The sequence below is a fragment of the Flavobacterium sp. N502536 genome (assembly GCF_025947345.1).
Lineage (GTDB): Bacteria > Bacteroidota > Bacteroidia > Flavobacteriales > Flavobacteriaceae > Flavobacterium.
Genome location: NZ_CP110011.1, coordinates 2,400,309 through 2,424,234 on the forward strand (window position 1 = coordinate 2,400,309; position 23,926 = coordinate 2,424,234).

Sequence of the window (23,926 nt, forward strand, 5' to 3'; positions counted from 1 at the left end):
TCAGATAGATTTTCCGGTAATATTTATTTGTGATCCGAGTTTAAGCCCCATATATTGCGTTACATTGAGTTCGTCTTCATGCAAACCCGGAATGAAAAGCGATTGCTGCCAGAACTCGGGATAATACCACCCAGAAAATATTTTGCTGCGTAACCAAAATCTGTAAAGGGCAGTTGATGGTCTTGAAGTCTATCCTGAAAAATAAAATAGGTATCAAATCCTATAATTCCCGTAATTTTCTTTTTTAGGGATATTCTCTTTTCATAGCTAAAACCAAATTTTGTGTAGTCGTTTGTTGCCCCCGAAACACGCGTAAAACCTTCATCGGAAAAGGAGGCATTGATATCGGTAAGAAAGGATCGCGCAATATTTGATTTTATAATGGTTCCGTTTGTAGCAAAGAAAACTTTATCCATATCATTATAGGAATAATGCATGTTGAATTCGATGTTGTTAAAGTTGTAGCTTTTTAGCGAAATGGTGTTCGGACCGTATTCCCGATCATATTTTGGTTTTAAATTGGTGTAATTATAGTTTAAGCCAAAGCCAAAATAGCTTTTTAGCGAATTTAAATTTCGGTTGATCTCACTGCTAAATTCAAATGCATTATAAAGAATATTGTCTGAGGCCCTGCCATTGATGTAAATTTCCTGTTTTAGGAGAGCTCCGTAAAGTTCAGTTCCCCACCACCATTCTCTGCGGCCTCCAAAATTTTTCTGAAAATTGATTCTGGCTTTTGGCTGTTCTGCAATATCGGCAGTTACCAAAAGACGAGAGGCATCTGCAAGAATATTTCTGGCGGTGTAATTAAAAATAATGCCAACCCCTCTATAGGTGTCATAGTGTACGGAGGTGTTCAGCTGGTTTTTGGCACGTTCAAATCCAAATAAGGTGATGCCCGTTTTGTTACCGTCTTTAACGAAATAGCTATAACCAATTTCATCAAAAAGATTGGTTCCCATAGCTCTGTTTATACCTGAGATTAAATCTTTGGAGGTATATTTTACATGAGGCCTAAGATTGGCTCTTCCAACGACCAGAGGCAGGTTTTCCGGACTTATTTTTTTATAAACGATCGAGTCAAGAACAAATTCTTTGGGCATATACGGCAATTTGTGCGTTCGTTGCTGAAATCCCTTTAACTTTTCCGACAAAGCAATTAAAGCCGGAAGATTGTGATTTGCGGCTACTTTACCGTCTTTGTAGATTTCGTTACTGGCTGCAAAGTCAGCTGTCGAGAAACGCAGGTTGGGCATATGATCGACTAATATGGTACACAGATCACGGTTTGCCGGGTTTTTAACATTACTCGGAAACATACTGGTCTGCATTAATATCATCATAATATTATTTAGTTTGCCCATTGGTTGCATTCCTCCCCCTACATCACTACCAATAATAATGTCGGCACCCATTTGTTTGGCAACATCAGTTGGGAAATTATTTAATACACCTCCGTCTACTAATACCGTTTTTTCGTAAGGCACTGGTTTGAAAATAGCAGGTAAAGACATACTGGCGCGCATGGCATAAGCTAAATTACCTTTGCTTAAAATAACTTCTTTACCTTCAACCAGGTCGGTAGCCATAGCTCTAAAGGGTATCGGGAGACTGTCAAAATCTTTAACATTATAGACAGGAAAGGTTAATTCGGAAAGAGATTCTCTAAGATTTTGATCGTTTAAAAGCGAACCCACACTATTGAGCTTTCCGTCTTTAATTCCTATTCCGACCAAATATCTTTGGAATTCTCTTTTTTCTTCGGCACTTACAGATTGCAACGATTGACCTCCGCCAAGGAGTTTGTCCCAATAAATATTCTTGGTGATTTTTTCGATACTATCGCCCGAATATCCCATAGCATATAAACCGCCAATGATACTGCCCATACTGTTTCCAACAATAAGATCCGGAACGATATGCAGGGAATCCAGTTTTTGCAAAAGCGGAATATGTGCAATTCCTTTTGCTCCACCACCGCTTAGTACTAAAACGACTTTAGGTTTTTTTTCCTGCGAAAAAAGAATGCCCGGAAGACATACTAGAAACAAGAAGATCAATAAAAGATATTTTTTTTTCAAGAGCAGGGTGTTTATGTAGTTGAGAAGTAGTGACTTATTTGAATTCTTAAAATTAAAAAGTTATTCTGAAAAAAAACTTTTTTTGGCAGAAATCTTTTGTTTCCATAGAAATAGGCCTCGTTTATTTGTGAAAAGCTATTAAAAACAAAATCCGACCCGTTTTTAAAAACCGGTCGGATTTGAAAGATATAATCGAAGAAATCTAAAATCAGAGATCTTTGATCTAAAATTATTTAGTATCTGTAGTATTCTGGTTTGAATGGACCTTGAACTTCAACACCAATATAAGCAGCCTGATCTTCGCGAAGAACTTCAAGTTCAACACCTAATTTAGCTAAGTGTAAAGCAGCCACTTTTTCATCTAAATGTTTTGGCAACATATAAACGTCATTGTTGTAAGCAGCACTGTTGTTCCATAATTCGATTTGAGCCAAAGTCTGGTTTGTAAATGAGTTACTCATTACAAAACTTGGGTGACCTGTAGCACAACCAAGGTTTACTAAACGACCTTCAGCCAAAATGATGATATCTTTTCCGGCAATAGTATATTTGTCAACTTGTGGTTTGATTTCGATTTTAGAAGCACCGTGGTTTTTGTTCAACCAAGCCATGTCAATTTCGTTATCAAAGTGTCCGATGTTACAAACAACAGTTTTGTCTTTCATTTGCTCGAAGTGCTCTCCAAGAACGATATCTTTGTTTCCTGTAGTAGTAATGATGATATCAGCATTAGCAATTACAGTGTTTAATTTTTTAACTTCATAACCGTCCATTGCAGCTTGTAAAGCACAAATCGGGTCAATTTCAGTAACCGTTACGATAGAACCTGCACCTCTGAAAGAAGCAGCAGTTCCTTTTCCAACATCACCGTATCCGCAAACTACCACTCTTTTTCCAGCTAACATTAAGTCAGTTGCACGACGAACAGCATCTACTGCAGATTCTTTACAACCGTATTTGTTATCAAATTTAGATTTAGTAACAGAGTCATTAATGTTAATTGCAGGCATTGGTAAAGTTCCGGCTTTTACTCTTTCGTAAAGTCTGTGAACACCAGTTGTAGTTTCTTCAGATAATCCTTTAATTCCAGGAACCAATTCAGGGAAACGGTCAATAACCATATTCGTTAAATCTCCACCATCATCCAAAATCATGTTCAATGGTCTTCTGTCTTCACCAAAGAATAGAGTTTGCTCAATACACCAGTCAAATGATTGCTCATCTAGACCTTTCCATGCATAAACCTGAATTCCGGCAGCAGCAATAGCAGCAGCAGCCTGATCCTGAGTAGAGAAAATGTTACAAGATGACCAGGTAACTTCAGCACCAAGAGCAATTAAAGTTTCGATCAAAACAGCAGTTTGAATCGTCATGTGCAAACATCCAGCAATACGAGCACCTTTTAAAGGTTGTTCGTCTTTATATTCAGCACGAAGCGCCATTAAACCTGGCATTTCTGCTTCAGCTAATTCAATTTCTTTTCTTCCCCAAGCCGCTAGAGAGATGTCTTTTACTTTGAAAGCCACAAAAGGCGTAGTTGTAGTACTCATTTATAGTATATTTGTAATTGTAAAATTTTTGCAAATTTACGGAATAGCTTTTTAATTTTGACTACTTTCTGTCAGATTTGTGAAATGTTTAATTTCTTAATCTTTAGAATATTAGTGGATTACTGTTGCTGTCCTATTGAGCATAGTCAAAATAAGAAGCTAATCCTGCTGTCCACTATATCTTTTGCGGCGAACCCCGCCACAAAAGGATGCCGTTTCCATCAGGGCTAAAAGACGAGACATTAAATAAGAAATTTCGTTTTCAAATCAGGAACAACTCATAACTAAAAACTCATAACTCATAATTAAAAAAGAATGCCTCTATTTCAAACCATACAATTCAACGAGACAACTAAAATCTTAGTTTGGCACATAACCGAATCATTTGAGGAGTTAGTGAGCCAAGTAGTTTTGAAAGAAAAAACACAGTTAAGGTTGGACGGAATGAAATCTCAAATGCACCAGCGTGCCTTTTTGAGTGTTCGCATGCTTATTCAGGAAATGGGGTTTACAGATCATGATTTGCACTATGACGAATTTGGGAAACCGTATTTTAATGGTCACACTTATATTTCCATCACGCATTCGCATGATTTTGCAGCCATTATAATCAGCGATGAAACAGTAGGAATCGACATGGAATTGCAACGCGAAAAAATTCTTCGAATCGCCGACAAATTTGTAGAGACCGAAAACAGTTATTTAAACACCCAAAACACCCCCGACTACATCCGCGAACTGACGATAATCTGGGGAGCCAAAGAAGCTATTTTTAAAATCAGAAACGAAAAAGGAATCAGTTTTAAAGATCATATCAGCGTAAATGCCTTTTCGTTAGCTAAAAGCCAAACGGAGGCGAGTCTCCATTTTAATGATCTGGTACTGGATTTTGAGGTGCATTATAAAGAAATTAAATCAGACAGCACAGGGCAAAGCTTTACTTTGGTTTATGCTTTTGAAAAACAAAATTCCAATAAAAAAATTCCAAATTCCAAGGTTTAGTCTTGTCATTTCGACTGAAAGGAGACTCGAGCGATAGCGAACAGGCGAAGCAAATCACACCAGAAGCTCGGCAAAAATTGGCAATTTTGTCAGCGGAATTGCTTATGTCATTTCGACCGAAGGGAGACTCGAGCGATAGCGAACAGGCGAAGCAAATCACGCTAGAAGCTCGACAAAGATTGGAATTTTTGTTGGCGGAATTCCTTGTGTGATTTCTCGTTCCTCGAAATGACAAGATTGTGGGGTTGCTTTGTTTTTTTGCGTTTAGTTTGTCATTTCGACCGAAGGGAGAAATCACAAACAGTGCGTTTTAAGATCTGGTATCACAAGGTTTCACTCATCTTCTTACGGTGCTCAAACATACTCATAAACAAGAAAGTACCCATTTTTCTGGCGCGTCGTTTTAATGTTTCGGCATTTTCGCCTTCAAAATGTTCCTCTAAAGTCTGAAACCAATAGTTCAGCCAGATTCCAAATTCATTCGAAGTGATTCTTCCTTCAAAATGCGAATCAACCTCATTGTGCACCGCATGCGGATTGCCTTTGTATTTTTTGACGGCAAATAAATTGGTTTCCCAAAAATCGGTTAGCTTCTCTAAATGAGCGTCCCAGTCCTGGATCATGGTATTAAAATAAAAGCCGATTTCTTCATCGGCTCTTATTTTAGCATAAAACTGATGTACTAAAAATTCGACATCTGCCCGGTTCTCTATTTGTTTTCTCATAGTATAAAACTATTTAACAGAATGAAAAATACACTTAAAAGGGCACTTGCAATAATAAAGTTAAAAACCGTTTTGTGTTTCATTTGTGCCAGTATAGAAGTATTGGCAAAAACACAAGCCAGAACAATAATAGCAAGTTGTATCATTTGTAGTATTGAGGTTCCGTTAGCCAGCACATACATTGCAGCAGCACCCCCTAAACAGCTTTGACCAATTACAGCCATTGCAGCAGAACCCATATAATTTTTATTGAAATTTTCGAATGTTGTTTGATATAGTGTCATGATATTGAGATTTTTATACTACAAAGATACAGTCACTATGAGGGTGCATTTTATGACTTAAATCATAAAAACTAAATTATTTTATCGGTATACTTTCCTGTTTATAATTTTTAAAAGACCTTTTTTCTCAAGCGCTTTTATGGTTCTGATGACCGTTTCGACACGTAAACCGGTTAGGTCTCCAATTTGTTGTCTGGTAAAGTTGATGAGGTAGCCATTTTCGTTTTTTTCAAAATTGAAATAGGCAATTCCATGATCGATTAACTTTAAAACACGATGTTCCGGTTCCTGCGTCGACATTTCAGCTGCCATAACCGATTTGTAGTACAGACGCTGCGCCAGGTTTTCGATGATTTTAAGACTAATACCGGGGTTTTCTTCCAGCAATTTCATAAAGTTGCTTTTGGAAAGTAGCAGTACTACTGAGGCTTCAACCGCAATGGCATTCGCAGGATAATTTTGATTTAAAAATAAAGGAGGTTCTCCAAAAGACTGCTCTTTATAAAAAATACCCTGAATAAACTCACGTCCGTCATCGTTATAATTGCTCATTTTCACCTCGCCTGAAACAATTTGGTAATAATGTGTGGGCAGGTTATTCTCTTCAAAAATAATTTCATTTTTGTCGAATGACTTTTTCAACGCGTCATATTTTTCCAACAGATCAATTGCAATCATACTTTTGTTTAGCTATAACACAAATATAATTCATTCAAAATAGTTCTTCTGCATCAAAAAACTTTTACTTTTACGCCCATTATGAGACAAAAATTACTCACCATACGGCAAGAAATTTTGGAAGCTAAAAGGAATGGGCAAAAATTACTGGCTATACTGTTAGATCCGGATAAGATTGTTTGGGAAAATTTAGATCATTTATTGCTCAAAATAAATCAATCGCCCGCAACACATATATTTGTGGGAGGAAGTATTGTACAGGCAACAATTTTAGAAGATTTAATTTCAAAATTAAAACAAGATACCAATTTACCCGTTGTTATATTTCCGGGTGATCCTTCACAGATTTCGCCTCAGGCAGATGCGATTTTGTTTTTATCATTGTTATCAGGCCGGAATCCGGATTATTTAATAGAATATCAAGTTCAGGCTGCTCCAATTTTAAAAAGAACCAATCTGGAAGTAATTTCGACAGGTTATATTTTGATTGAAAGCGGGAACGAAACGGCCGTAGCACGCGTAAGTAAAACAAAACCACTGGATCGGGATAATTTTGATCTGGTTTTGGCAACAGCACAGGCAGGAGAAATGTTAGGGAACCAATTGATTTATTTGGAAGCGGGAAGCGGTGCAAAAAAAGCAGTTCCGTTAGAAATGATTCGGTTAATTGCCCAAAATGTGGAGATTCCTATAATTGTTGGCGGAGGAATTGTAGATTTGCACGGAATTCAAAACGCTTATAATGCCGGTGCTGATTTAGTGGTTATTGGAACCGCTTTTGAAAACGACAGTCATTTTTTTGAATCATAAAAATAAAACCAACCCAAAATAACCAATTCGATTATGATTGATTTTTTTCTGGACAGTTATAAAAACACTCCGTTATGGCATATTGCTCTGGAGTTTGTGGTTTTTATCTGCGGTATTTTGAGTGTTTGGTTTGCAAAAAAAGAAAATATATGGGTATATCCGACGGGTTTGATCGCCACCGTTATTTCGGTTTATCTGTTGTATGTTGCAGGTTATATTGGTGATATGATTATCAACGGATATTTTTCCATTATGAGTATTTACGGTTGGTATGTGTGGGCCAAAGGAGGAACAGTAGAAGATAATTTGCCCATAACACGTACAAACACAAACGAAAAAATAATTGGAATTGTATTGTTTTTTATAACTGTTTTTGTAGTTTTCGGCATTTACAAATACTTTGATTATGAAATCAAAAATGACAATTATGTCGATATGATTTCATCTGGAATATTTTTTGCGGGAATGTGGTACATGGCGAAGAAAAAGATCGAGAACTGGACGCTTTGGATCATTGGTGATATTATCGTGGTGCCCCTTTATGCTTATCGCGGTTTAGGGATGTTGTCACTTCAGTATTTAATTTTTACAATTTTGGCTATTTCAGCTTATTTAGAATGGAGAAAAATCTTAGACAGCAAAAAACAGCTATCATAAAAATTGCTTTATTTGGTCCTGAAAGTACAGGAAAAACTACCTTGGCAAAACAGCTTTCGGAATATTATGAAACCGAATGGGTTCCTGAATTTGCACGTGATTATTTGCAGGAAAAATGGGAAGAGAATCAGCACATTTGTGTAGCTGAAGATATGTTGCCTATTGCCTACGGACAAGTAGCTTTAGAAAATCAAAAGCTTAGTTTGTCTAAAAAATACCTTTTTTGCGATACCAACTTAATGGTGACAAAGGTTTTCTCTGAAATGTACTATGGTTTTTGTGATCCGCTTTTAAATGAGGCGGCATTAGAGCACGAATACGATTTGTTTTTCCTGACGGACATTGATGTCCCATGGGAAAAAGACGATATCAGAGATACTCCGGAAGGCCGTGAAACGGTATTTTCTGTTTTCAAACAAACTCTTATTGATACAAAGAAGCCTTTTATTATCCTTTCCGGAAATAAAGAGAGCCGTTTGGCCAAAGCGGTAGCTATTGTAGAACAATTGGCTATTGCAAAACAACATGGTTTTTCGTCAGAAGATTTTGTTCAGATATACGAACACGGAATTTCTTTTGAAAAGATTGTACAGCAACTACAAATTTTTAAAAACGGAATAACAAAATCTAATTTAATTAGTCCGGCTACAATAACCAATGGTGTTTTAAGTTTATCAGAAGCAGAATTTGAAGAAAAAGCAGCTTTTTTTGATGTCCAAAAATCAAAAATCAAACTTAAAAAGTTTGTTCCGGCTTCGGGAGCGGCGAGTAGGATGTTTAAATTTTTAAGTGCTTTTTTGAATGATTTTGAATTTGAGAAAGAGACTATTAATGCTTATATCAATAGGAAGAATGATAAAGAGCTATCTATTTTTATCGTGGCAATGGATAAATTTCCATTTTTTAAAACTATTGATAAAAAGCTGAAAGAAATTTATCCTGATTTTGAAACGTTAGACAGAGATTATAAAAATTACTATTTCATAAAGCTTTTACTGTCACTTGAATATTTTGATTTTGCGAATAAGCCAAAAGCAGTTTTGCCTTTTCATCAATACCAGACACATATAGCAAATCCAATCGAAGAACATCTGAATGAATGCGTTCACTATGCGTCATCAAATCAATTTTCTAATTTGCATTTTACTGTTTCAGAGATGCATCAGGATTTGTTTGAGAATGAAATAAAAGTTCTTAAAGAAAAAATAGAAAAAGAATCGGGAGTTAAAATTGAAATTGGTTACTCGTATCAGCGTAAAGGCACAGATTCTGTTTGTGTCGATGCAGTAAACGACCCTATTCGGGATAAAAATAATAAATTAGTTTTTAGACCTGGTGGGCATGGAGCATTAATCGAGAATTTGAATGGGCTTGATTCTGATGTCATTTTTATTAAGAATATCGATAATGTAATTCAGAATCATATTGATCAAATTGCGTTGTATAAAAAGGCACTAGCGGGAGTTTTACTTGAAATTCAGCAAAAGGTTTTCGGTTATTTAACTGCAATTGAAAAACAGGAGATAAAAGAAGAAGACCTTGAAGAGATTGTTACTTTTTTATTGAAGAAGCTTAATATTGAACTGAATAGTGATTTTAGTAAATTTACTTTTGAAAATAAAATCAGTAAGATTAAAGATTTGCTAGACAGACCAATTCGTGTTTGCGGAATGGTGAAAAATGAGGGAGAGCCCGTGGTGGACCATTTTGGGTAATGAATGATAAAGGATCGGTTTCATTGCAGATTGTTGAAGCATCGCAAATAGATCTGACCAATAAAAAACAACAGGAAATCCTGGCTTCGGCAACTCATTTTAACCCCGTTGATTTAGTTTGCGGAATTAAAAATTATAGGAATGAAAAGTTTGATCTATTGCAATTTGTAGATCAAAAAACAGGTTTTATTGTTGAAAAAAGTGTTGAAGGAAGAGTAGTAAAAAGCTACGAACTGCCAGGATTGTGGAACGGAGCAATGGCCAATTGGCTGACTATCTTTGTGGCAGTACCCTTAATTACTTTTAATCCGGTGAAAACAGTAAACGATTTATTAAAAGCAGCACATCAGCCACAATAATGGATGTCGAAAAAATTATATCAGAGTTAAGTTTTAAAGCAGTACGCAGCAGCGGTGCGGGAGGACAAAATGTAAACAAAGTGTCATCAAAGGTTGTACTGACTTTTGATTTGAATAGTTCGCAGGCGTTGTCTGAAGACGAGAAACTGCTTTTGCAAAAGAATATTGCTGCCCGTTTAACAACAGAAAATATTCTGATTTTAAATTGTGATGAAGACAGAAGTCAGCTTAAAAACAAAGATATTGTTGTAAAACGTTTTTTAGAGCTGATTAAAAAAGGTTTATATGTTCCTAAAGTTCGTAAAGCAACTAAAATTCCAAAATCGGTGATTAAAAAACGAATCAAGGATAAAAAGAACGTCTCTGAAATAAAGCAATCCAGAAAGAAACCCAATTTGGATTAAATACCAAATTCCAATCATAACGATTAGATTTCGTTGTCAAAAATTGGAATTTGGAATTTGGAATTTGAAAGTTGGATTTCTTAGATTTCGTTGTCAAATATTGGAATTTGGAGTTTGAAAATTGGATTTTTTAATACTACCTTTACTCCGTCTCAAAGGGGTGCTCTAAATAACGAGCTGAGATCATACCCAAAGAACCTGAGCGAGTAATGTCGCTAAGGGAAAGACGACAATTTTAGCGTATACACTATACTTTGTCGTGAAACATTTATTAATTTAACAATAAGAATAATTCCCCCTTTTATTTGTAATTCTTTACAGATGAAAACTTTTTTTAAAGGTGCTGAGGTGCTAAGTTACAAAGGTTCTAAGATGAACCAAAAATCAATTTTCTTTCTTCTATTTTCTATTTTCTTTTCTCAATTGTCTTTCGCGCAAGAGCAGGATTCTACTAAAGTCAATAAACTGGATGATGTTTTAGTTTCGGCAGTTCGTGTTACGACCAAAACCCCGGTAAGTTTTAGTAATCTCGATAAAAAAGACATTAAATTTAGAAATCTTGGTCAGGACATTCCAATCCTAATGAACTATCTGCCGTCAGTGGTTACCACTTCTGATGCAGGAGGCGGAATAGGGTATACCGGAATCAGGGTGCGTGGTAGTGATGCTACCAGAGTAAACGTGACCATTAACGGAATCCCCTACAATGATGCCGAAAGCCAGGGAACTTTTTGGGTAAATATGCCCGATTTTGCTTCTTCTGTTGAAAGTTTACAGTTGCAGCGAGGTGTTGGAACTTCTACCAATGGTTCTTCTGCTTTTGGAGCCAGTTTGAACATGCTGACCGATAATTATGCGACCAAAGCAAGTGGGGAAATTTCAAGCTCTTACGGAAGTTTCAATTCAAATAAAAATACCGTAAAATTCAGTACAGGTTTATTAAACGATCATTTTGAACTGGCAGGACGTTTGTCTACTATTAAATCGGATGGTTATGTAGATCGTGCAAGTTCGGATCTAAAATCGTATTTTCTTCAGGGGACTTATGTAGGTAAAACAACTTTGATTAAAGCGCTCGTTTTTGGAGGAACTGAAAAAACGTACCAGTCCTGGAACGGAATTGATGCTGAAACTTTAAATTCAAACAGAACTTACAACTCTGCCGGAAAATATAAAGACGAAGCAGGAAATGTTCATTTCTATGATAATGAAACAGACAATTACAAACAAAATCATTATCAATTACATTGGAGTGAATCCATTTCCGATCAATGGAGCAGTAATTTAGCGGTTCATTATACAAAAGGGCAGGGCTACTATGAAAACTTTAAATACAATGAGCCAGTTGCAGGTTATGGACCAATTCAGCCTACTAAAATGGTGGAAAATGATCTTGGAGAACTTGTTCCCGGTACTGACTTAATTCGTCAGAAATGGTTGGACAATGATTTTTACGGGACAACTTTTTCAGTAAAATACAAAGAAGAAAAACTGGATGTGATCGTAGGTGGTGGCTGGAATAAATATGAGGGATCTCATTTTGGTAAAGTTATTTGGGCAAGAAATTCTTCTCAAGCCCTGCCTGGAAATCACTATTACGACGATTTCTCAACTAAAACGGACGGGAATATTTTTGCAAAAGCAAATTATCAGTTCACTGAAAAGTTAAGTTTCTATGGCGATTTGCAATACAGAAATGTACAGTACAAAGCCAATGGTAAAGATACAGGATTAGTAGATGATAGCTTTAATTTCTTTAATCCGAAAGCAGGTTTGAATTACGAAATTAACTCCAAAAACACCCTTTACTTTTCATACGCCAGAGCCAATCGCGAGCCTAACAGAACCGATTACGAAGGTGGAAATGTAAAGCCTGAAAAACTAAATGATTTTGAATTAGGATGGAGATTCAATTCGGATAAATTTCAGTTGAATTCAAATGTTTATTACATGGCTTATAAAGATCAGTTAATTTTAACCGGAAGACTGGACGATGTTGGAGCTCCAATTCGTGCAAATACCGAAAAAAGTTACCGTTTAGGTTTGGAAGTAGATGCTACTATACAACTTTCTGAAAAGTTTATTCTTAGACCAAACTTCACTTTAAGCAACAATAAAAATATTGATCTGGCTGTTGAAGGGGAGCATTACGGAACAACTGATATTGCTTATTCACCATCGGTTATTGCTGGAAATATTATTGTGTACAGTCCGATTCAAAGTTTACACATTTCGTTATTGCAAAAATATGTAGGCGAACAATACATGAACAATATTGAATTGCCGGCTGCTAAACTGGCGGATTATTTTGTGAACGATTTGAATGTTTCTTATGAAATCAAGCCAAAATCTGTTTTCAAATCAATTTTAATTACAGGTTTGGTAAACAATATTCTGGATAAAAAATATGTTTCAAATGGAGCAATGTGGGACGTTTACCCTTACTACTATCCTCAGGCCGGGATTAATTTCCTAGCGGGATTGACATTGAAATTCTAAAAAAGTAAAAAAGCCTGAAAAGTTAATTTTTCAGGCTTTTTTTTATTTTAATTGTAAACGTGAATCACCGTTCCGGTTACTTCTACACGATATTGTTTTAAGGGATATTCTTTACCTCCCAATCCGGTAAATAAACTATACGCAGTCTTGTCGCAGGAACAAACAGCATTTATACCATCGATGGTCATGGCGGTGCATGATGTTATAGGCTGATTAGGACAGGCAGCGTCAAATGCATTGTAACCGCTTCCGGTATTAAAAATAATAATTCCTTTTGCACCATAATTTGGAACAATGACAGCATTACTTACAAATTTAAGGTTTGAATAGGCCGGCAAATTCATATCAACAGAAAGGTTAACCGTATAGCTTGGAATGTAAGGGTTTTTATTACTTCGGTTATTGTCGCTACAGGATAAAAGCACAGAAACAAAGACAATTAAGTACCAGAATTTTTTCATTATTTTAATAAGAATTAGTGAAACAAAAATAATTTATTTAGATTTGAATTCTATATGATTAACATATAATTATGTACTATTAAAAATAATAGTATATTTGTAATAAGAAATCCCGTCCCGATGGGATTTTTTGTATTTATATAAACGACGAAGTTATGAGTAAAGTATCTTATTATACAGCAGAAGGATTAAAAAAATTAAAAGATGAGTTGGAGCATTTAAAAAGTGTAATGCGTCCAAAGGCATCTCAAGATATAGCGGAAGCAAGAGATAAAGGTGATTTATCTGAAAACGCCGAATATGATGCTGCAAAAGAAGCGCAGGGTCTGTTAGAAATGAGAATTGCTAAGTTGGAAGAAGTGTATTCTAATGCGAGATTAATTGACGAATCTCAATTGGACGTTTCGAAAGCGTTGGTTCTTTCTAATGTGAAAATTAAGAATCAAAGCAACGGAATGGAAATGAAATATACGCTTGTTGCCGAAAGTGAAGCCGATTTAAAAACAGGAAAAATCTCTGTAACCTCTCCGATTGGAAAAGGTTTACTAGGAAAATCTGTTGGAGAAGTAGCTGAAATTACGGTTCCAAACGGAGTTTTGAAATTCGAAATTCTTGAAATTACCAGAGACTAATTTTTTAAGTGTAACTGTTTAATCGTTAAATCGGTTGAACAATGAACCAATTAAACGAAAATAGAATGTCAATATTTACCAAAATAGTAAACGGAGAAATTCCGGCTTATAAAATTGCTGAAGACGATAATTATTTGGCTTTTTTAGATGTAAACCCAAATGCAAAAGGGCATACACTTTGTATCCCAAAAAAAGAAATCGATAAAATTTTCGAGATAGAAGACGAGTTGTATTTAGGGTTAATGAAGTTTTCTAAAAAAATTGCAATTGCTTTAGAAAAAACCGTTCCCTGTAAAAGAGTCGGAATGGCGGTTGTTGGTTTAGAGGTGCCTCACGCACACGTACATTTGATTCCGTTAAACGAAATGGATGAAATGCGTTTCCAGAATAAAGTTTCGCTTTCTAAAGAAGAGTTTGAAGCTTTGGCTAAAGACATTCAGTCAAATTTATAAAACAATGTCAGACTGAGCGAAGCCGAAGTCTGTCGTTTCAAACATAAAAATCTCGACTCCGCTCGATTTGACAGTCGAAATAAAAAAGATAAAGTGCAGTAAAGTAATTTTACTGCACTTTTTTATTTAGCGAAATCAGTCAAATTTATAAAACACCACGTCAGACTAAGCGAAGTCGAATATGTCAGACTGAGCGAAGTCGAAGTCTTTTGTTACACTTTTTTATTTAACGAAATCTGGAATGTAGTTCCTTTTCCAATTTCAGAATGTAAAACTTTTATTTTTCCGCCATGATATTCCTCAACGATTCTCTTGGTCAATGAAAGTCCCAGACCCCAGCCGCGTTTTTTCGTGGTAAAACCGGGTTCGAAAATAGTTTTGAACTGTTTTTTATAAATTCCTGTTCCGGAATCTTTTACATTAATTTTTACATGCTGCGAATCTTCTTCGATTTGAAGGTCCAGCGTTCCTTTTCCTTTCATGGCGTCGATTGCATTTTTAATCAAATTTTCGATCGTCCAGCTGTGCAGCGTGGGGTTTATCATAGCCAAAATGCTTTGCTGAGGGGCATGATAAGAGAACGAAACCTGTTTTGAAAAACGGGATTGCAGGTATTTGTAGGTGTTCAGCGTTTCGGCAACAATATCTTTCTCTTCTAACACAGGAACCGATCCAATTTTAGAAAAACGGTCTGTAATGGTTTGTAAACGCTCAATGTCTTTTTCGATCTCAAGGGTTATGGACGGATCGATCTCTTCAGTTTTTAAGATCTCGACCCAGCCAATTAAGGAAGATAAAGGTGTTCCGATCTGATGTGCTGTCTCCTTAGCCATTCCTGCCCAAAGCTTGTTTTGAGTGGCCATTTTGGTACTTCGGTAAAAGTTATAAATCAAAGCTCCAAATAAAAAGATAATAAGCAATAAGGCGATCGGATAGTATTTTAATTTGTTGATCAATGCCGAGTTTCCATAGTACAATGCCTGATGTTTTCCGGGAGCATACTCAATAACGATAGGCTCATTTTCATTTTTTAGATTTTTGAGATAGGATAATGTGCTTTTTTCATTTTGAAGAACTTCTTCGGGTACATTGACAGAACTAATTACCTTGTCATACATCGTAAGCATAACGGGAACCGAGGTATTGTTGTTGATGATTTCAAGCGGTAAATCCAGATCTGTATTTTCATCTGCATTGACCAGTGTCTTTTGTGCATTGGCCCAAAGATTCATTTTCAGGCGTTCTTCGTTTTTAAAGATTTGAAAAAAAGTATAAGTGTTCCAGAGAATCAAAGAAATGATTAAAAAGGAAATAAAAATAATGATCCAACGTGTTGTATTTCTTCGCTCGGAAAAAGACATAACTATTTTTTTGTGGTATAAATATAACGAAATATACACATTTAATATTTTGTGGAGCGTTAAAGATTTTTTTGTTTTTAAGTCTGAAACTATTTCTTTGGATTAAACGATTTTTCTATTTTTGTAGCTACGGAAATGAGGTTCCATTAAAAAGAAAAATATGATTAGCATTGATCCAAAAGAAATACCAACGGCAAAATTACAAGGTTATTTACAAAGTGCTGTAGGGCCGAGGCCAATTGCATTTGCGAGTACAATTAGTGCTAAGGGAATACCTAATTTGTCGCCTTTTAGTTTCTTTAATGTGTTCAGTGCCAATCCGCCAATTTTGGTTTTTTCACCGGCCCGACGTGTACGCGATAATACCGTTAAACACACTTTGATTAATGCGGAGGAAACCCGCGAAGTCGTAATTAATGTTGTGAATTATGATCTGGTACAGCAAACATCGTTAGCGAGTACAGAATATGGTGAAGGCGTAAACGAATTTATAAAAGCCGGATTGACGCAAATTCCCTCTGATTTTGTAAAACCTTATCGCGTAAAAGAGTCTCCGGTACAGTTTGAATGCAAAGTGACTCAGATTATTCCGTTAGGAGATCAGGGTGGTGCGGGGAATTTAATTCTTTGTGAAGTGGTTAAGATTCATATTCATGAAGCAATTTTAGATGAAAACGGAGCCATTGATCAGCATAAAATCGATTTGGTTTCGAGATTGGGAAGTAATTGGTACTCCAGATCGAATCAGGGACTTTTTGAAGTGCCTAAACCATTGACAACTTTAGGAGTTGGAGTAGATGTGATTCCGGATTTTATCAAAGAAAGTCCTGTTTTTGACGGAAATGATCTTGGAAAATTAGGCAACATTGAAGCCTTGCCTACCACAGAAGAAGTTAGTATATTTGTGAAAGAAAATTTTTCGGTAAAAGGAGTTTTAAGCTCAGACGATCTCGAAAAAGTACACTTGGAAGCCAAAAAATATCTGAATAAAGACGATATTTCATCGGCCTGGAAAGTACTTTTAGCAAAACAATAAGAATAGAAACAATAATTAATATAGAAAGAAGATGGAAGTTACAGGAAAAGTAAAAGTGGTGAACCCAGAGCAACAAGTTAGTGCTGCATTCAAAAAAAGAGAGTTGGTTGTTACCACAGATGAGCAGTATCCACAGCATATTTTGATCGAATTTACGCAAGATAAATGCGATTTGTTAAGTAGCTACAAACAAGGTGAGGCAGTAAAAGTTTCTATCAATTTAAGAGGAAGAGAATGGGTTAATCCACAAGGTGAAACCAGATATTTCAATAGTATTCAAGGTTGGAGAATCGAGAGACTGGCACCGGAAGGTCCTGGACAAACGGCTCCAATGCCAGCTGCAGAAGCTTTTGCACCGGCAACTAATTTGAACGAAGACGAACCGGACGATTTACCGTTCTAAAAAAGTTAAAATTTCAAATAGTAAATTCCAAATTCCAATTCATGAAATGTGTAATTGGAGTTTGGAATTTGCTTTTATATTTAAACTTCGTGTAATCGTTTATCCTTGCTGAAAAAGGAAAAAATGAAACACCCTCCCGGAATTTGGAATTTTAATATTGGATTTTTTTAAAATGTATTACGTATTTAACGATTTGTTTTTTCCACCCGTTTCAGAAGCCGATGAAGAAGGAATTCTGGCTATTGGCGGAGACTTAGACCCGGAAAGACTGAAACTGGCTTATAAAAGCGGAATTTTTCCGTGGTTCAATGAAGGAGAACCGATTCTTTGGTGGTCACCCGATCCCAGAATGGTTTTGTTTCTTGATGAGTTGATCGTGTCAAAAAGTATGCGTAATATTTTGAATAGAAAACAGTTTAAAGTTACCTTTAATCAAAGTTTTGAAGCTGTGATTTCGAATTGCCAGAACATCAAACGTGATGGTCAGAACGGAACCTGGATTTCAAACGAAATGATTGATGCCTACTGTAAATTAAACGAACAGGGGATCGCAAAATCTGTTGAAGTCTGGCAGGATGAAGTTTTGGTAGGAGGTTTGTATGGGATTGATTTGGGTCATGTTTTTTGCGGAGAAAGCATGTTTTCGAAAGTATCAAATGCTTCAAAAGTGGCTTTCATCGCTTTGGTGCAGTACTTAAAAGAAGCGAACTACAAACTTCTGGATTGTCAGGTTCATAATTCGCATTTAGAGAGTTTAGGTTGTCGTGAGATTGATCGCGAAGTGTTTATATCCATTTTAAAAAAGGAATAAAATGAGTGCAGTTCATATTGTAAAAGAACTTTATATCTATCCTGTAAAAAGTCTGGCAGGAATAAGTTGTCAAAGCGCCCATGCCGAAGAAATGGGGTTTGAAAACGACCGCAGATGGATGCTTGTTGATGCTGAAAACAAGATGCTGACACAAAGAGAATATCCTCTTATGAGTCAGTTTTATCCTCAGATTTCGGAAGGTAAAATCAGCATTGCTTTTAAGGACCAAAAACATGATTTTTTAATCGAAGAACATTTAGATCAGCCCATTGCCGTGAAAGTGTGGGAGGATGACAGTGATGTCGTTGAAGTCAATAAAAATACTTCGATCTGGTTTAGCGAACTTTTGGGTTTCGAATGTAAACTGGTTAAAATTATTAGAAACGGAGATCGTAAACACGAAAGTTCAAAACTAAAAGAAACCTTTAATGTAAGTTTGGCCGACGGTTATCCGTATTTAATGATCGGAACCGAAAGTCTGGATTTTCTAAATGAAAAACTGGAAGACAAAATTACCGTTTTGCGCTTCCGTCCGAACATTGTAATCAGCAGTCAAAAGGCTCATGAGGAAGACGATTTTGTTGCTTTTAAAATTGGAGAAGTGCGGTTTAGAAACATAAAACCCTGCGGAAGATGCATTATGGTAAATAATGATCCGCAAAAAGGCATTGTAAAAAAAGAACCTCTGAAGACTTTAAGTAAATATCGAAATGTAAACAATTCCGTTTTATTCGGAACCAATATTGTAAGCCTGAATTCAGGACTTATCAGTGTTGGAGACGCGATTGTTTTTTAAAAATTAATTTTCATAAAGTTCCAGTTTAGCGTATTGAAAAGCACTAACTCATTGTTTAAAGTGGGTAATTCCAAAATTAATTTTAGTGTTTCATGCGCCATCATTGTACCGATAATTCCGGGTAATGTTCCTAAAACGCCATTTAGGTTACAATTCGGGACATCTTTTGGATCTGGCATTTCGGGGAATAAATCACGCAGATTTTTACTGCCCTTATGATTGAAAACGGCAACTTGCCCTTCAAACTTTAAAATGCTGCCATACACCAAAGGTTTTTGCAGCGCCACACAAGTATCGTTAACCAGATAACGGGTGGTGAAATTATCCGAACCATCGACTACAATATCGTATTGCTCAATAATCTGTGCTGCATTTTCGGGAGTTAATTTTTCAACAATAGCTTCAGCTTTTATTAATGGATTTAGTTCCGAAACCACTTCTTTTGCAACAATAGCTTTGAGTTTGCCAATTTCATTTTCCGTATATAAAATTTGCCTGTGCAGATTGTGAATTTCGATAGTGTCAAAATCCATAATGCCAATATAACCAACTCCGGCTGTGGCAATATATTGTAGAATTGGACAGCCTAAACCACCAGCGCCAATCACTAAAACTCTGGCTTTTTTGAGTTTTTCCTGACCTTCATCGCCGATTTCGGGAAGAATGGTTTGTCTGTTGTAGCGGAGAAATTCTTGTATGATGCTCATTTTGGAATTTTAGATTTTAGATTGTTGGAATTTGGAATTTAAGTATTGGAATTTGGATTTTGAATATTGAAATTTCCCTAACAGTAACTTTTGTCCCAGTCTTTCCAAACAGGTTCATAGCCTGAATTGGTTATAATTTGTGCAATCTCTTTGGCAGAACGTTCATCGCTGATCTCAAATTGTTCTAGTGATTGCGGGTCAACAACATAACCACCGGGATTGGTTTTCGATCCTGCACTCATGCTTGTAACGCCAATTGGTATAATATTATTTCTGAACTTCTCATTTTCACGTGTAGAAATCGAGATTTCCAGATCTTCATTCCACAAACGGTAGGCACAAATCAACTGTGTGAGATCTTTATCATCCATAATAAAATTAGGCTCGATAATGCCTTCTGCCGGTCGGAGTCTTGGAAAGGAAACCGAATATTTGGTTTGCCAGTATTTCTTTTGCAGATAATCCAGATGCAGGGCATTAAAAAAACTATCCGTTCGCCAATCTTCCAGACCTAATAAAACACCAAGCCCCATCTTATGGATTCCTGCTGTGCCAATTCGGTCGGGAGTCTCCAGTCGGTAATCAAAATTAGACTTTTTTCCTTTTGTATGGTATTTTTTATAGACATCCTGATGATAGGTTTCCTGATAAACCAGAACAGAATAAACACCAGCCTGATGTAAACGCTCATAATCTTCGGTGGAAAGCGGCTGAACTTCAACAGAGATAATTGAAAACTCTTTTCTTATTAACGCAATGGCATTTAAAAAATAATTGATGTTTACCGTGTAGTTTGCTTCACCGGTAACCAGTAAAACGTGGTCAAAACCGATCTCTTTTAAAGCTTCTACTTCAATTTTGATCTCCGCATCAGTAAGGGTTTTTCGTTTGATTTTATTGTCTAAACTAAATCCGCAATAGGTACAAATGTTTTGGCATTCGTTGCTTAGGTACAGCGGTGCATACATTTGAATGGTTTTACCAAAGCGCTTTTTGGTAATTTCATGACATTGCTGTGCCATTTGCTCCAGATATTGTTGTGCAGCAGGAGAAATTAATACCAAAAAATCATCGAGACTTCGTTTGGTTTTAAACAAAGCGCGTTCTACATCTTTTGATGTGGTTTGATATATTTTAGATTGAATAGTATCCCAATCATAATTCTCAAAAACCGATTTGAATGTTTTCATTGGATTGTGTTTTGTTTCACGCAGATTTTTGTGGATAGGTTAGATTTTGTTTACGACTCGATGTATATTATCCAGAATATTTATGCAATTAAAGTTGACCAATAGCCCCAGTTTTTTATCTGTTAATTTTAAATAAGTATTTAATTGTTTAAAGTGAATGGCTTTTAATTCATCTACAGATTTTAATTCAACAATTACTTTGTTTTCAACTAATAAATCCAATCGAAAAGTGATATCTAATTCTACATTATCATATTTAACAGGTAGATTAATTTGTTTGATAGTATTTAGGCCATCCTTGTTTAATTGATAATATAAAGCACTTTCGTAAACGGATTCCAACAATCCTGGGCCTAGAGTGTTGTATACTGTAAAAATAGCTCCTCGTACTCGATATGAAATTTCATTTTCTGACATAATAGTAACTTTAAATCAAATTTAATGAAATTTCCTACTTTTTTTGTAAAATATTTTCTCGCAGATTTGGCAGATTGAGCAGATTATTTTTGTCCTGTTTTAATTCAGATAAATCTGCTTAATCGGCAAGATCTGCGAGAGATTAAAAACTACTCATATAAAAAAGAGGTCAAAGGACTGGAAGCCAAAGCATGATTTTGCTGAGGAGCAATTTTAGCTTCAAAGGCTTTTCGGCCGGCAATAACCGCTTCTTTAAAGGCCTCTGCCATTAATCTCGGATTTCCTGCAACCGCAATTGCAGTATTCACTAAAACAGCATCAGCGCCAATTTCCATCGCTTTTGCAGCGTCAGACGGTGATCCGATTCCGGCGTCGACTATTACCGGAACATTACTCTGTTCGATAATAATTTCCAGAAAATCGATTGTTTTTAAACCTTTATTGCTTCCAATGGGAGAACCTAAAGGCATAACGGCTGTTGTTCCTGCACTTTCCAAATGTTTGCATAAAACGGGATCGGCATGAATGTAGGGCAGAACAAAAAAACCAAGTTTAGCCAGTTCTTCTGTTGCTTTTAAAGTCTCTATCGGATCGGGCATCAGGTATTTCGGATCTGGGTGAATCTCGAGTTTCAACCAATTCGTTTCCAGTGCTTCTCTCGCTAATTGTGCTGCAAAAACGGCTTCTTTAGCATTTCGAGCTCCTGATGTGTTGGGTAATAAATGAATGTTCGGATGATTCAAATGCGTTAAAATAGCATCTGTTTCGGTTTCGAGATCGATACGTTTTAGAGCCACAGTTACCAACTCGCTTCCCGATGCCAAAATGGCCTCTTCCATTTCCAGGTTGGAACCAAATTTTCCCGTTCCTAAAAACAGGCGGGAGGTTAAAGTTTTATCTCCTATGTTAAACAATGACGTTTGCATATAACTTTTCGTTTAGTTGTTGAATAAGTTTTCCTTTTTGATCGCTTTCTGTAAGCATTCCTGAGACTGCAATTCCATGAATTCCGGTTTCCATTAAAGGGGATATGTCGTTTAGCGTGATTCCTCCAATAGCATAAACAGGAATCTCAAGTTTATTTCTTTTTAGCTCCTGTATAATTTTAAAATAGCCTGACAAACCCAGAATCGGACTTAGTTTTTCTTTGGTTGTTGTAAAACGAAAGGGGCCCAAACCAATATAATCACAGCCATTTTTAATATGGCTTTCAATGTCTTCAAAAGTGTTGGCTGTTGCTCCTATGATTTTGGTATTGCCCAGTATGGCTCTTGCTTCGTCGATTTTCATGTCCGAAAGTCCTAAGTGAACTCCGTCTGCTGCGATTTGCTGAGCGAGGTAGAGGTTGTCGTTCACAATAAAATTCGCCAGATACTCTTCGCATAAAAATTTTACGGCTTCAGCCAAAGCAAAAGTGTCTTTTTCAGTTTGATTTTTAAAACGCAGCTGTACCCAATCGCACCCGGCATCTAAAGCCTCATGGATATTATACAGTTGCTCTTCTATGGTTTCTCCTTGTGAGATGTATTGCAATTTATGATACATAATGATGTCCGATTAAAGTTGAAGTGGAATTCAGATATTTTTCTATGTAGATCTTAGCATTCCTGCAGGCTTCTTTTAAAGGTTGATTCCATGCAAGATTTGAGGCAATTGCGGCTGATAATACGCAGCCTGAGCCGTGTTTCTCAAAGCATTTTTTATCAGAAGGCAGCAGATCGGTAATTTCGTCTTTCAGAAACAAACGATCGGTTCCGGTTGTCGAAGGATGATGTCCGCCTTTTAATAAAATGTTCGTGGGAATTTCATTTTGAAGCCCAGGTTGATTAGTGATAAAACCCGGAAATAATAATTCGATTTCGTTGTAATTAGGCGTAATCAAATTAATTTTGGATAAAATTTCATTTAAATCGAAACGATCGTCAAGGCTTGTGAATTCAAATTGAGTAGTTGATTTTAAGACCGGATCCCAAACAATTAAAGTGTCAGGCGATAGTTGTTTTATCACCGAAAGAATCTGATTCAGATAATTCAAGGACGGAACAATTCCAATTTTAACAGCGCTGATTTCGTACCGTTCGAAAAAGGTTTCGACAGTACGAATGACAAAATTCAAAGGAGTCCATTGAATTTCAATAAACTCATTTTCAGTTTGAATGGTATTCGCGGTTAAAATCGCAAAACCGGTTACCTGATGCTGCTCAAAAGTTTTGATGTCTGCCAAAACACCGGCACCACCCGAGGGATCAAAGCCGGCTATTGAAAGTGCAATTGGACGATTTGCTGACATAATTTAAATTGTTTTACGGGGTTTTCATTTTTCCAGATCGTTCCTAAAAGAGCGATATCATCAAAACCATTTTTGAGTGTTTTTTGAATGTTTTCAGCATCCATTCCGCCTAAAGCGATCACTTTTGTTTTGTGATTTGTTCTTGATTTTAAAACTTCAAACAGGTTGGTTTTTGGATGATATTCTTCTTTGGAAATACTTTTAAAAACAGGACTTAGAAATGCGTAATCAAAATCATTTTCCAGCGAATTAAAATCTTCAATAGTGTGTGTTGATGTTGATTTTGATCCGTTTTTATTCCTGCCGGGGTTTAAAAATTTTGCTGGTACCTCATGACTATGTTTTCTTTCTTTTTCAGAAAAATGTAAGTTGCCAATTCCTAAATCTTCTGCGAGGTCATGATGATTATGCAAGACAAGTTTATTTCGATATTCCGGTTTTATTTGATGAATAAACTGCACGGTTTCTGCTTCAGAAAAATCGGGTTTCCGAATATGAAGCAAAGCCAATCCTTCTTCAAATAAGGAATGAACGATGTCTGTTTCATTTTTAATTTGGGAAGGATTGGTAATTACGATCATATTTTTTTTGTAAAATGTTTTATGT

General features: G+C 36.2%; 25 protein-coding genes, 1 pseudogene and 1 riboswitch. Of the genes and pseudogenes, 12 read left to right on the forward strand and 14 right to left on the reverse strand.

Going from position 1 to position 23,926, the window contains the following annotated elements; all coding sequences use genetic code 11:
• Positions 1-59: 59 nt before the first annotated feature.
• Both OLM61_RS10445 and ahcY read right to left on the reverse strand, forming a co-directional pair.
• A complete protein-coding gene (locus OLM61_RS10445) occupies positions 60-2,081 on the reverse strand; it encodes a patatin-like phospholipase family protein (RefSeq protein WP_264526273.1) in 2,022 nt (673 codons plus the stop codon).
• A 233-nt stretch (positions 2,082-2,314) separates the two neighbouring features.
• Positions 2,315-3,631 carry an adenosylhomocysteinase gene (gene ahcY / locus OLM61_RS10450; RefSeq protein WP_264526274.1) on the reverse strand — a complete coding sequence of 439 codons (1,317 nt, stop codon included), beginning with the start codon at positions 3,629-3,631 and terminating at the stop codon, positions 2,315-2,317.
• A gap of 315 nt (positions 3,632-3,946) precedes the next feature.
• Here ahcY and OLM61_RS10455 point away from each other — a divergent pair, with 315 nt between their 5' ends.
• Positions 3,947-4,633 (forward strand): 4'-phosphopantetheinyl transferase family protein, encoded by a 687-nt coding sequence (locus OLM61_RS10455; protein ID WP_264526275.1) that lies wholly within the window; start codon positions 3,947-3,949, stop codon positions 4,631-4,633.
• Positions 4,634-4,956: 323 nt separating this feature from the next.
• Here the strand turns inward: OLM61_RS10455 and OLM61_RS10460 are convergent, their stop codons facing one another.
• From OLM61_RS10460 to OLM61_RS10470, 3 genes are all read right to left on the reverse strand, one after another.
• Positions 4,957-5,358, reverse strand: coding sequence for a group III truncated hemoglobin (locus OLM61_RS10460; RefSeq protein ID WP_264526276.1), 402 nt, complete (start codon positions 5,356-5,358; stop codon positions 4,957-4,959).
• Positions 5,355-5,642: a hypothetical protein gene (locus OLM61_RS10465; protein ID WP_264526277.1), complete on the reverse strand. Its 288-nt coding sequence runs from the start codon at positions 5,640-5,642 to the stop codon at positions 5,355-5,357. Before OLM61_RS10465 ends, OLM61_RS10460 begins: the two co-directional genes overlap by 4 nt.
• An 81-nt stretch (positions 5,643-5,723) precedes the next feature.
• The gene (locus OLM61_RS10470; RefSeq protein WP_264526278.1) at positions 5,724-6,320 is read right to left on the reverse strand and encodes a Crp/Fnr family transcriptional regulator; all 597 of its coding nucleotides are present in this window, start codon (positions 6,318-6,320) and stop codon (positions 5,724-5,726) included.
• 81 nt (positions 6,321-6,401) lie between these two features.
• Between OLM61_RS10470 and OLM61_RS10475 the strand changes: the two genes are divergently transcribed.
• The 5 genes and pseudogenes from OLM61_RS10475 (at position 6,402) to OLM61_RS10495 (ending at position 12,764) form a co-directional block, all read left to right on the forward strand.
• Positions 6,402-7,130, forward strand: a complete 729-nt coding sequence (locus OLM61_RS10475) for a geranylgeranylglyceryl/heptaprenylglyceryl phosphate synthase (protein WP_264526279.1) — start codon at positions 6,402-6,404, stop codon at positions 7,128-7,130.
• A gap of 33 nt (positions 7,131-7,163) precedes the next feature.
• Positions 7,164-7,787: a nicotinamide riboside transporter PnuC gene (gene pnuC, locus OLM61_RS10480; protein WP_264526280.1), complete on the forward strand. Its 624-nt coding sequence runs from the start codon at positions 7,164-7,166 to the stop codon at positions 7,785-7,787.
• Positions 7,748-9,861: pseudogene (locus OLM61_RS10485) on the forward strand (DUF4301 family protein). Before pnuC ends, OLM61_RS10485 begins: the two are co-directional and overlap by 40 nt.
• On the forward strand, positions 9,861-10,265 hold the full coding sequence (arfB, locus tag OLM61_RS10490) for an alternative ribosome rescue aminoacyl-tRNA hydrolase ArfB (protein ID WP_264526281.1): 405 nt from the start codon (positions 9,861-9,863) through the stop codon (positions 10,263-10,265). Before OLM61_RS10485 ends, arfB begins: the two are co-directional and overlap by 1 nt.
• Positions 10,266-10,411: 146 nt before the next feature.
• Positions 10,412-10,505: riboswitch (TPP riboswitch) on the forward strand.
• Between the two features lie 81 nt (positions 10,506-10,586).
• The gene (locus OLM61_RS10495) at positions 10,587-12,764 is read left to right on the forward strand and encodes a TonB-dependent receptor (protein ID WP_264526282.1); all 2,178 of its coding nucleotides are present in this window, start codon (positions 10,587-10,589) and stop codon (positions 12,762-12,764) included.
• A 47-nt stretch (positions 12,765-12,811) separates the two neighbouring features.
• On the opposite strand, the gene OLM61_RS10500 is transcribed toward OLM61_RS10495, so the two are convergent.
• Positions 12,812-13,225, reverse strand: coding sequence for a Rieske (2Fe-2S) protein (locus OLM61_RS10500; RefSeq protein WP_264526283.1), 414 nt, complete (start codon positions 13,223-13,225; stop codon positions 12,812-12,814).
• A 155-nt stretch (positions 13,226-13,380) separates the two neighbouring features.
• Here OLM61_RS10500 and greA point away from each other — a divergent pair, with 155 nt between their 5' ends.
• Together greA and OLM61_RS10510 are read left to right on the forward strand one after the other, a co-directional pair.
• Entirely contained in the window at positions 13,381-13,857 is a 477-nt protein-coding gene (greA, locus tag OLM61_RS10505) for a transcription elongation factor GreA (protein ID WP_017497969.1), read from the forward strand.
• A gap of 65 nt (positions 13,858-13,922) precedes the next feature.
• The gene (locus OLM61_RS10510; RefSeq protein WP_264526284.1) at positions 13,923-14,309 is read left to right on the forward strand and encodes an HIT family protein; all 387 of its coding nucleotides are present in this window, start codon (positions 13,923-13,925) and stop codon (positions 14,307-14,309) included.
• 212 nt (positions 14,310-14,521) lie between these two features.
• On the opposite strand, the gene OLM61_RS10515 is transcribed toward OLM61_RS10510, so the two are convergent.
• A complete protein-coding gene (locus OLM61_RS10515) occupies positions 14,522-15,670 on the reverse strand; it encodes a sensor histidine kinase (protein WP_264526285.1) in 1,149 nt (382 codons plus the stop codon).
• Positions 15,671-15,830: 160 nt separating this feature from the next.
• Between OLM61_RS10515 and OLM61_RS10520 the strand changes: the two genes are divergently transcribed.
• The 4 genes from OLM61_RS10520 (at position 15,831) to OLM61_RS10535 (ending at position 18,716) form a co-directional block, all read left to right on the forward strand.
• Positions 15,831-16,706, forward strand: coding sequence for a flavin reductase family protein (locus OLM61_RS10520; RefSeq protein ID WP_264526286.1), 876 nt, complete (start codon positions 15,831-15,833; stop codon positions 16,704-16,706).
• A 31-nt stretch (positions 16,707-16,737) separates the two neighbouring features.
• Complete coding sequence (locus tag OLM61_RS10525; RefSeq protein ID WP_041516416.1) at positions 16,738-17,109, forward strand: DUF3127 domain-containing protein; 372 nt, start codon at positions 16,738-16,740, stop codon at positions 17,107-17,109.
• Between the two features lie 172 nt (positions 17,110-17,281).
• Positions 17,282-17,920, forward strand: coding sequence for a leucyl/phenylalanyl-tRNA--protein transferase (aat, locus tag OLM61_RS10530; RefSeq protein WP_264526287.1), 639 nt, complete (start codon positions 17,282-17,284; stop codon positions 17,918-17,920).
• Between the two features lies 1 nt (position 17,921).
• Positions 17,922-18,716, forward strand: coding sequence for an MOSC domain-containing protein (locus tag OLM61_RS10535; protein ID WP_264526288.1), 795 nt, complete (start codon positions 17,922-17,924; stop codon positions 18,714-18,716).
• On the opposite strand, the gene OLM61_RS10540 is transcribed toward OLM61_RS10535, so the two are convergent.
• From OLM61_RS10540 to OLM61_RS10570, 7 genes are all read right to left on the reverse strand, one after another.
• A complete protein-coding gene (locus OLM61_RS10540; RefSeq protein ID WP_264526289.1) occupies positions 18,713-19,423 on the reverse strand; it encodes a HesA/MoeB/ThiF family protein in 711 nt (236 codons plus the stop codon). The genes OLM61_RS10535 and OLM61_RS10540 overlap by 4 nt on opposite strands.
• Before the next feature lie 77 nt (positions 19,424-19,500).
• The gene (gene thiH / locus OLM61_RS10545) at positions 19,501-20,613 is read right to left on the reverse strand and encodes a 2-iminoacetate synthase ThiH (protein WP_264526290.1); all 1,113 of its coding nucleotides are present in this window, start codon (positions 20,611-20,613) and stop codon (positions 19,501-19,503) included.
• 39 nt (positions 20,614-20,652) lie between these two features.
• Positions 20,653-21,030, reverse strand: coding sequence for a GxxExxY protein (locus OLM61_RS10550; RefSeq protein WP_264526291.1), 378 nt, complete (start codon positions 21,028-21,030; stop codon positions 20,653-20,655).
• A 149-nt stretch (positions 21,031-21,179) separates the two neighbouring features.
• Positions 21,180-21,956, reverse strand: coding sequence for a thiazole synthase (locus OLM61_RS10555; RefSeq protein WP_319800550.1), 777 nt, complete (start codon positions 21,954-21,956; stop codon positions 21,180-21,182).
• The gene (locus OLM61_RS10560; RefSeq protein WP_264526292.1) at positions 21,937-22,575 is read right to left on the reverse strand and encodes a thiamine phosphate synthase; all 639 of its coding nucleotides are present in this window, start codon (positions 22,573-22,575) and stop codon (positions 21,937-21,939) included. Before OLM61_RS10560 ends, OLM61_RS10555 begins: the two co-directional genes overlap by 20 nt.
• Entirely contained in the window at positions 22,565-23,320 is a 756-nt protein-coding gene (locus OLM61_RS10565) for a hydroxymethylpyrimidine/phosphomethylpyrimidine kinase (RefSeq protein WP_264526293.1), read from the reverse strand. Before OLM61_RS10565 ends, OLM61_RS10560 begins: the two co-directional genes overlap by 11 nt.
• The gene (locus tag OLM61_RS10570; protein WP_264526294.1) at positions 23,287-23,901 is read right to left on the reverse strand and encodes a thiamine phosphate synthase; all 615 of its coding nucleotides are present in this window, start codon (positions 23,899-23,901) and stop codon (positions 23,287-23,289) included. The genes OLM61_RS10565 and OLM61_RS10570 overlap by 34 nt, the downstream gene beginning before the upstream one ends.
• Between the last annotated feature and the right edge of the window lie 25 nt (positions 23,902-23,926).

Excerpts from the sequence above, each read along its gene's own strand:
- OLM61_RS10510 (WP_264526284.1), top strand. The coding sequence starts at position 13,923 with ATGTCAATATTTACCAAAATAGTAAACGGAGAAATTCCGGCTTATAAA.
- aat (WP_264526287.1), top strand. The coding sequence starts at position 17,282 with ATGTATTACGTATTTAACGATTTGTTTTTTCCACCCGTTTCAGAAGCC.
- OLM61_RS10465 (WP_264526277.1), bottom strand. The coding sequence starts at position 5,642 with ATGACACTATATCAAACAACATTCGAAAATTTCAATAAAAATTATATG.
- OLM61_RS10515 (WP_264526285.1), bottom strand. The coding sequence starts at position 15,670 with ATGTCTTTTTCCGAGCGAAGAAATACAACACGTTGGATCATTATTTTT.
- arfB (WP_264526281.1), top strand. The coding sequence starts at position 9,861 with ATGGATGTCGAAAAAATTATATCAGAGTTAAGTTTTAAAGCAGTACGC.
- OLM61_RS10555 (WP_319800550.1), bottom strand. The coding sequence starts at position 21,956 with ATGCAAACGTCATTGTTTAACATAGGAGATAAAACTTTAACCTCCCGC.
- OLM61_RS10525 (WP_041516416.1), top strand. The coding sequence starts at position 16,738 with ATGGAAGTTACAGGAAAAGTAAAAGTGGTGAACCCAGAGCAACAAGTT.
- OLM61_RS10475 (WP_264526279.1), top strand. The coding sequence starts at position 6,402 with ATGAGACAAAAATTACTCACCATACGGCAAGAAATTTTGGAAGCTAAA.
- greA (WP_017497969.1), top strand. The coding sequence starts at position 13,381 with ATGAGTAAAGTATCTTATTATACAGCAGAAGGATTAAAAAAATTAAAA.
- OLM61_RS10540 (WP_264526289.1), bottom strand. The coding sequence starts at position 19,423 with ATGAGCATCATACAAGAATTTCTCCGCTACAACAGACAAACCATTCTT.
- OLM61_RS10535 (WP_264526288.1), top strand. The coding sequence starts at position 17,922 with ATGAGTGCAGTTCATATTGTAAAAGAACTTTATATCTATCCTGTAAAA.
- thiH (WP_264526290.1), bottom strand. The coding sequence starts at position 20,613 with ATGAAAACATTCAAATCGGTTTTTGAGAATTATGATTGGGATACTATT.
- OLM61_RS10570 (WP_264526294.1), bottom strand. The coding sequence starts at position 23,901 with ATGATCGTAATTACCAATCCTTCCCAAATTAAAAATGAAACAGACATC.
- OLM61_RS10550 (WP_264526291.1), bottom strand. The coding sequence starts at position 21,030 with ATGTCAGAAAATGAAATTTCATATCGAGTACGAGGAGCTATTTTTACA.
- OLM61_RS10565 (WP_264526293.1), bottom strand. The coding sequence starts at position 23,320 with ATGTCAGCAAATCGTCCAATTGCACTTTCAATAGCCGGCTTTGATCCC.
- OLM61_RS10560 (WP_264526292.1), bottom strand. The coding sequence starts at position 22,575 with ATGTATCATAAATTGCAATACATCTCACAAGGAGAAACCATAGAAGAG.
- OLM61_RS10460 (WP_264526276.1), bottom strand. The coding sequence starts at position 5,358 with ATGAGAAAACAAATAGAGAACCGGGCAGATGTCGAATTTTTAGTACAT.
- OLM61_RS10455 (WP_264526275.1), top strand. The coding sequence starts at position 3,947 with ATGCCTCTATTTCAAACCATACAATTCAACGAGACAACTAAAATCTTA.
- pnuC (WP_264526280.1), top strand. The coding sequence starts at position 7,164 with ATGATTGATTTTTTTCTGGACAGTTATAAAAACACTCCGTTATGGCAT.
- OLM61_RS10470 (WP_264526278.1), bottom strand. The coding sequence starts at position 6,320 with ATGATTGCAATTGATCTGTTGGAAAAATATGACGCGTTGAAAAAGTCA.
- OLM61_RS10520 (WP_264526286.1), top strand. The coding sequence starts at position 15,831 with ATGATTAGCATTGATCCAAAAGAAATACCAACGGCAAAATTACAAGGT.
- OLM61_RS10500 (WP_264526283.1), bottom strand. The coding sequence starts at position 13,225 with ATGAAAAAATTCTGGTACTTAATTGTCTTTGTTTCTGTGCTTTTATCC.
- ahcY (WP_264526274.1), bottom strand. The coding sequence starts at position 3,631 with ATGAGTACTACAACTACGCCTTTTGTGGCTTTCAAAGTAAAAGACATC.
- OLM61_RS10495 (WP_264526282.1), top strand. The coding sequence starts at position 10,587 with ATGAAAACTTTTTTTAAAGGTGCTGAGGTGCTAAGTTACAAAGGTTCT.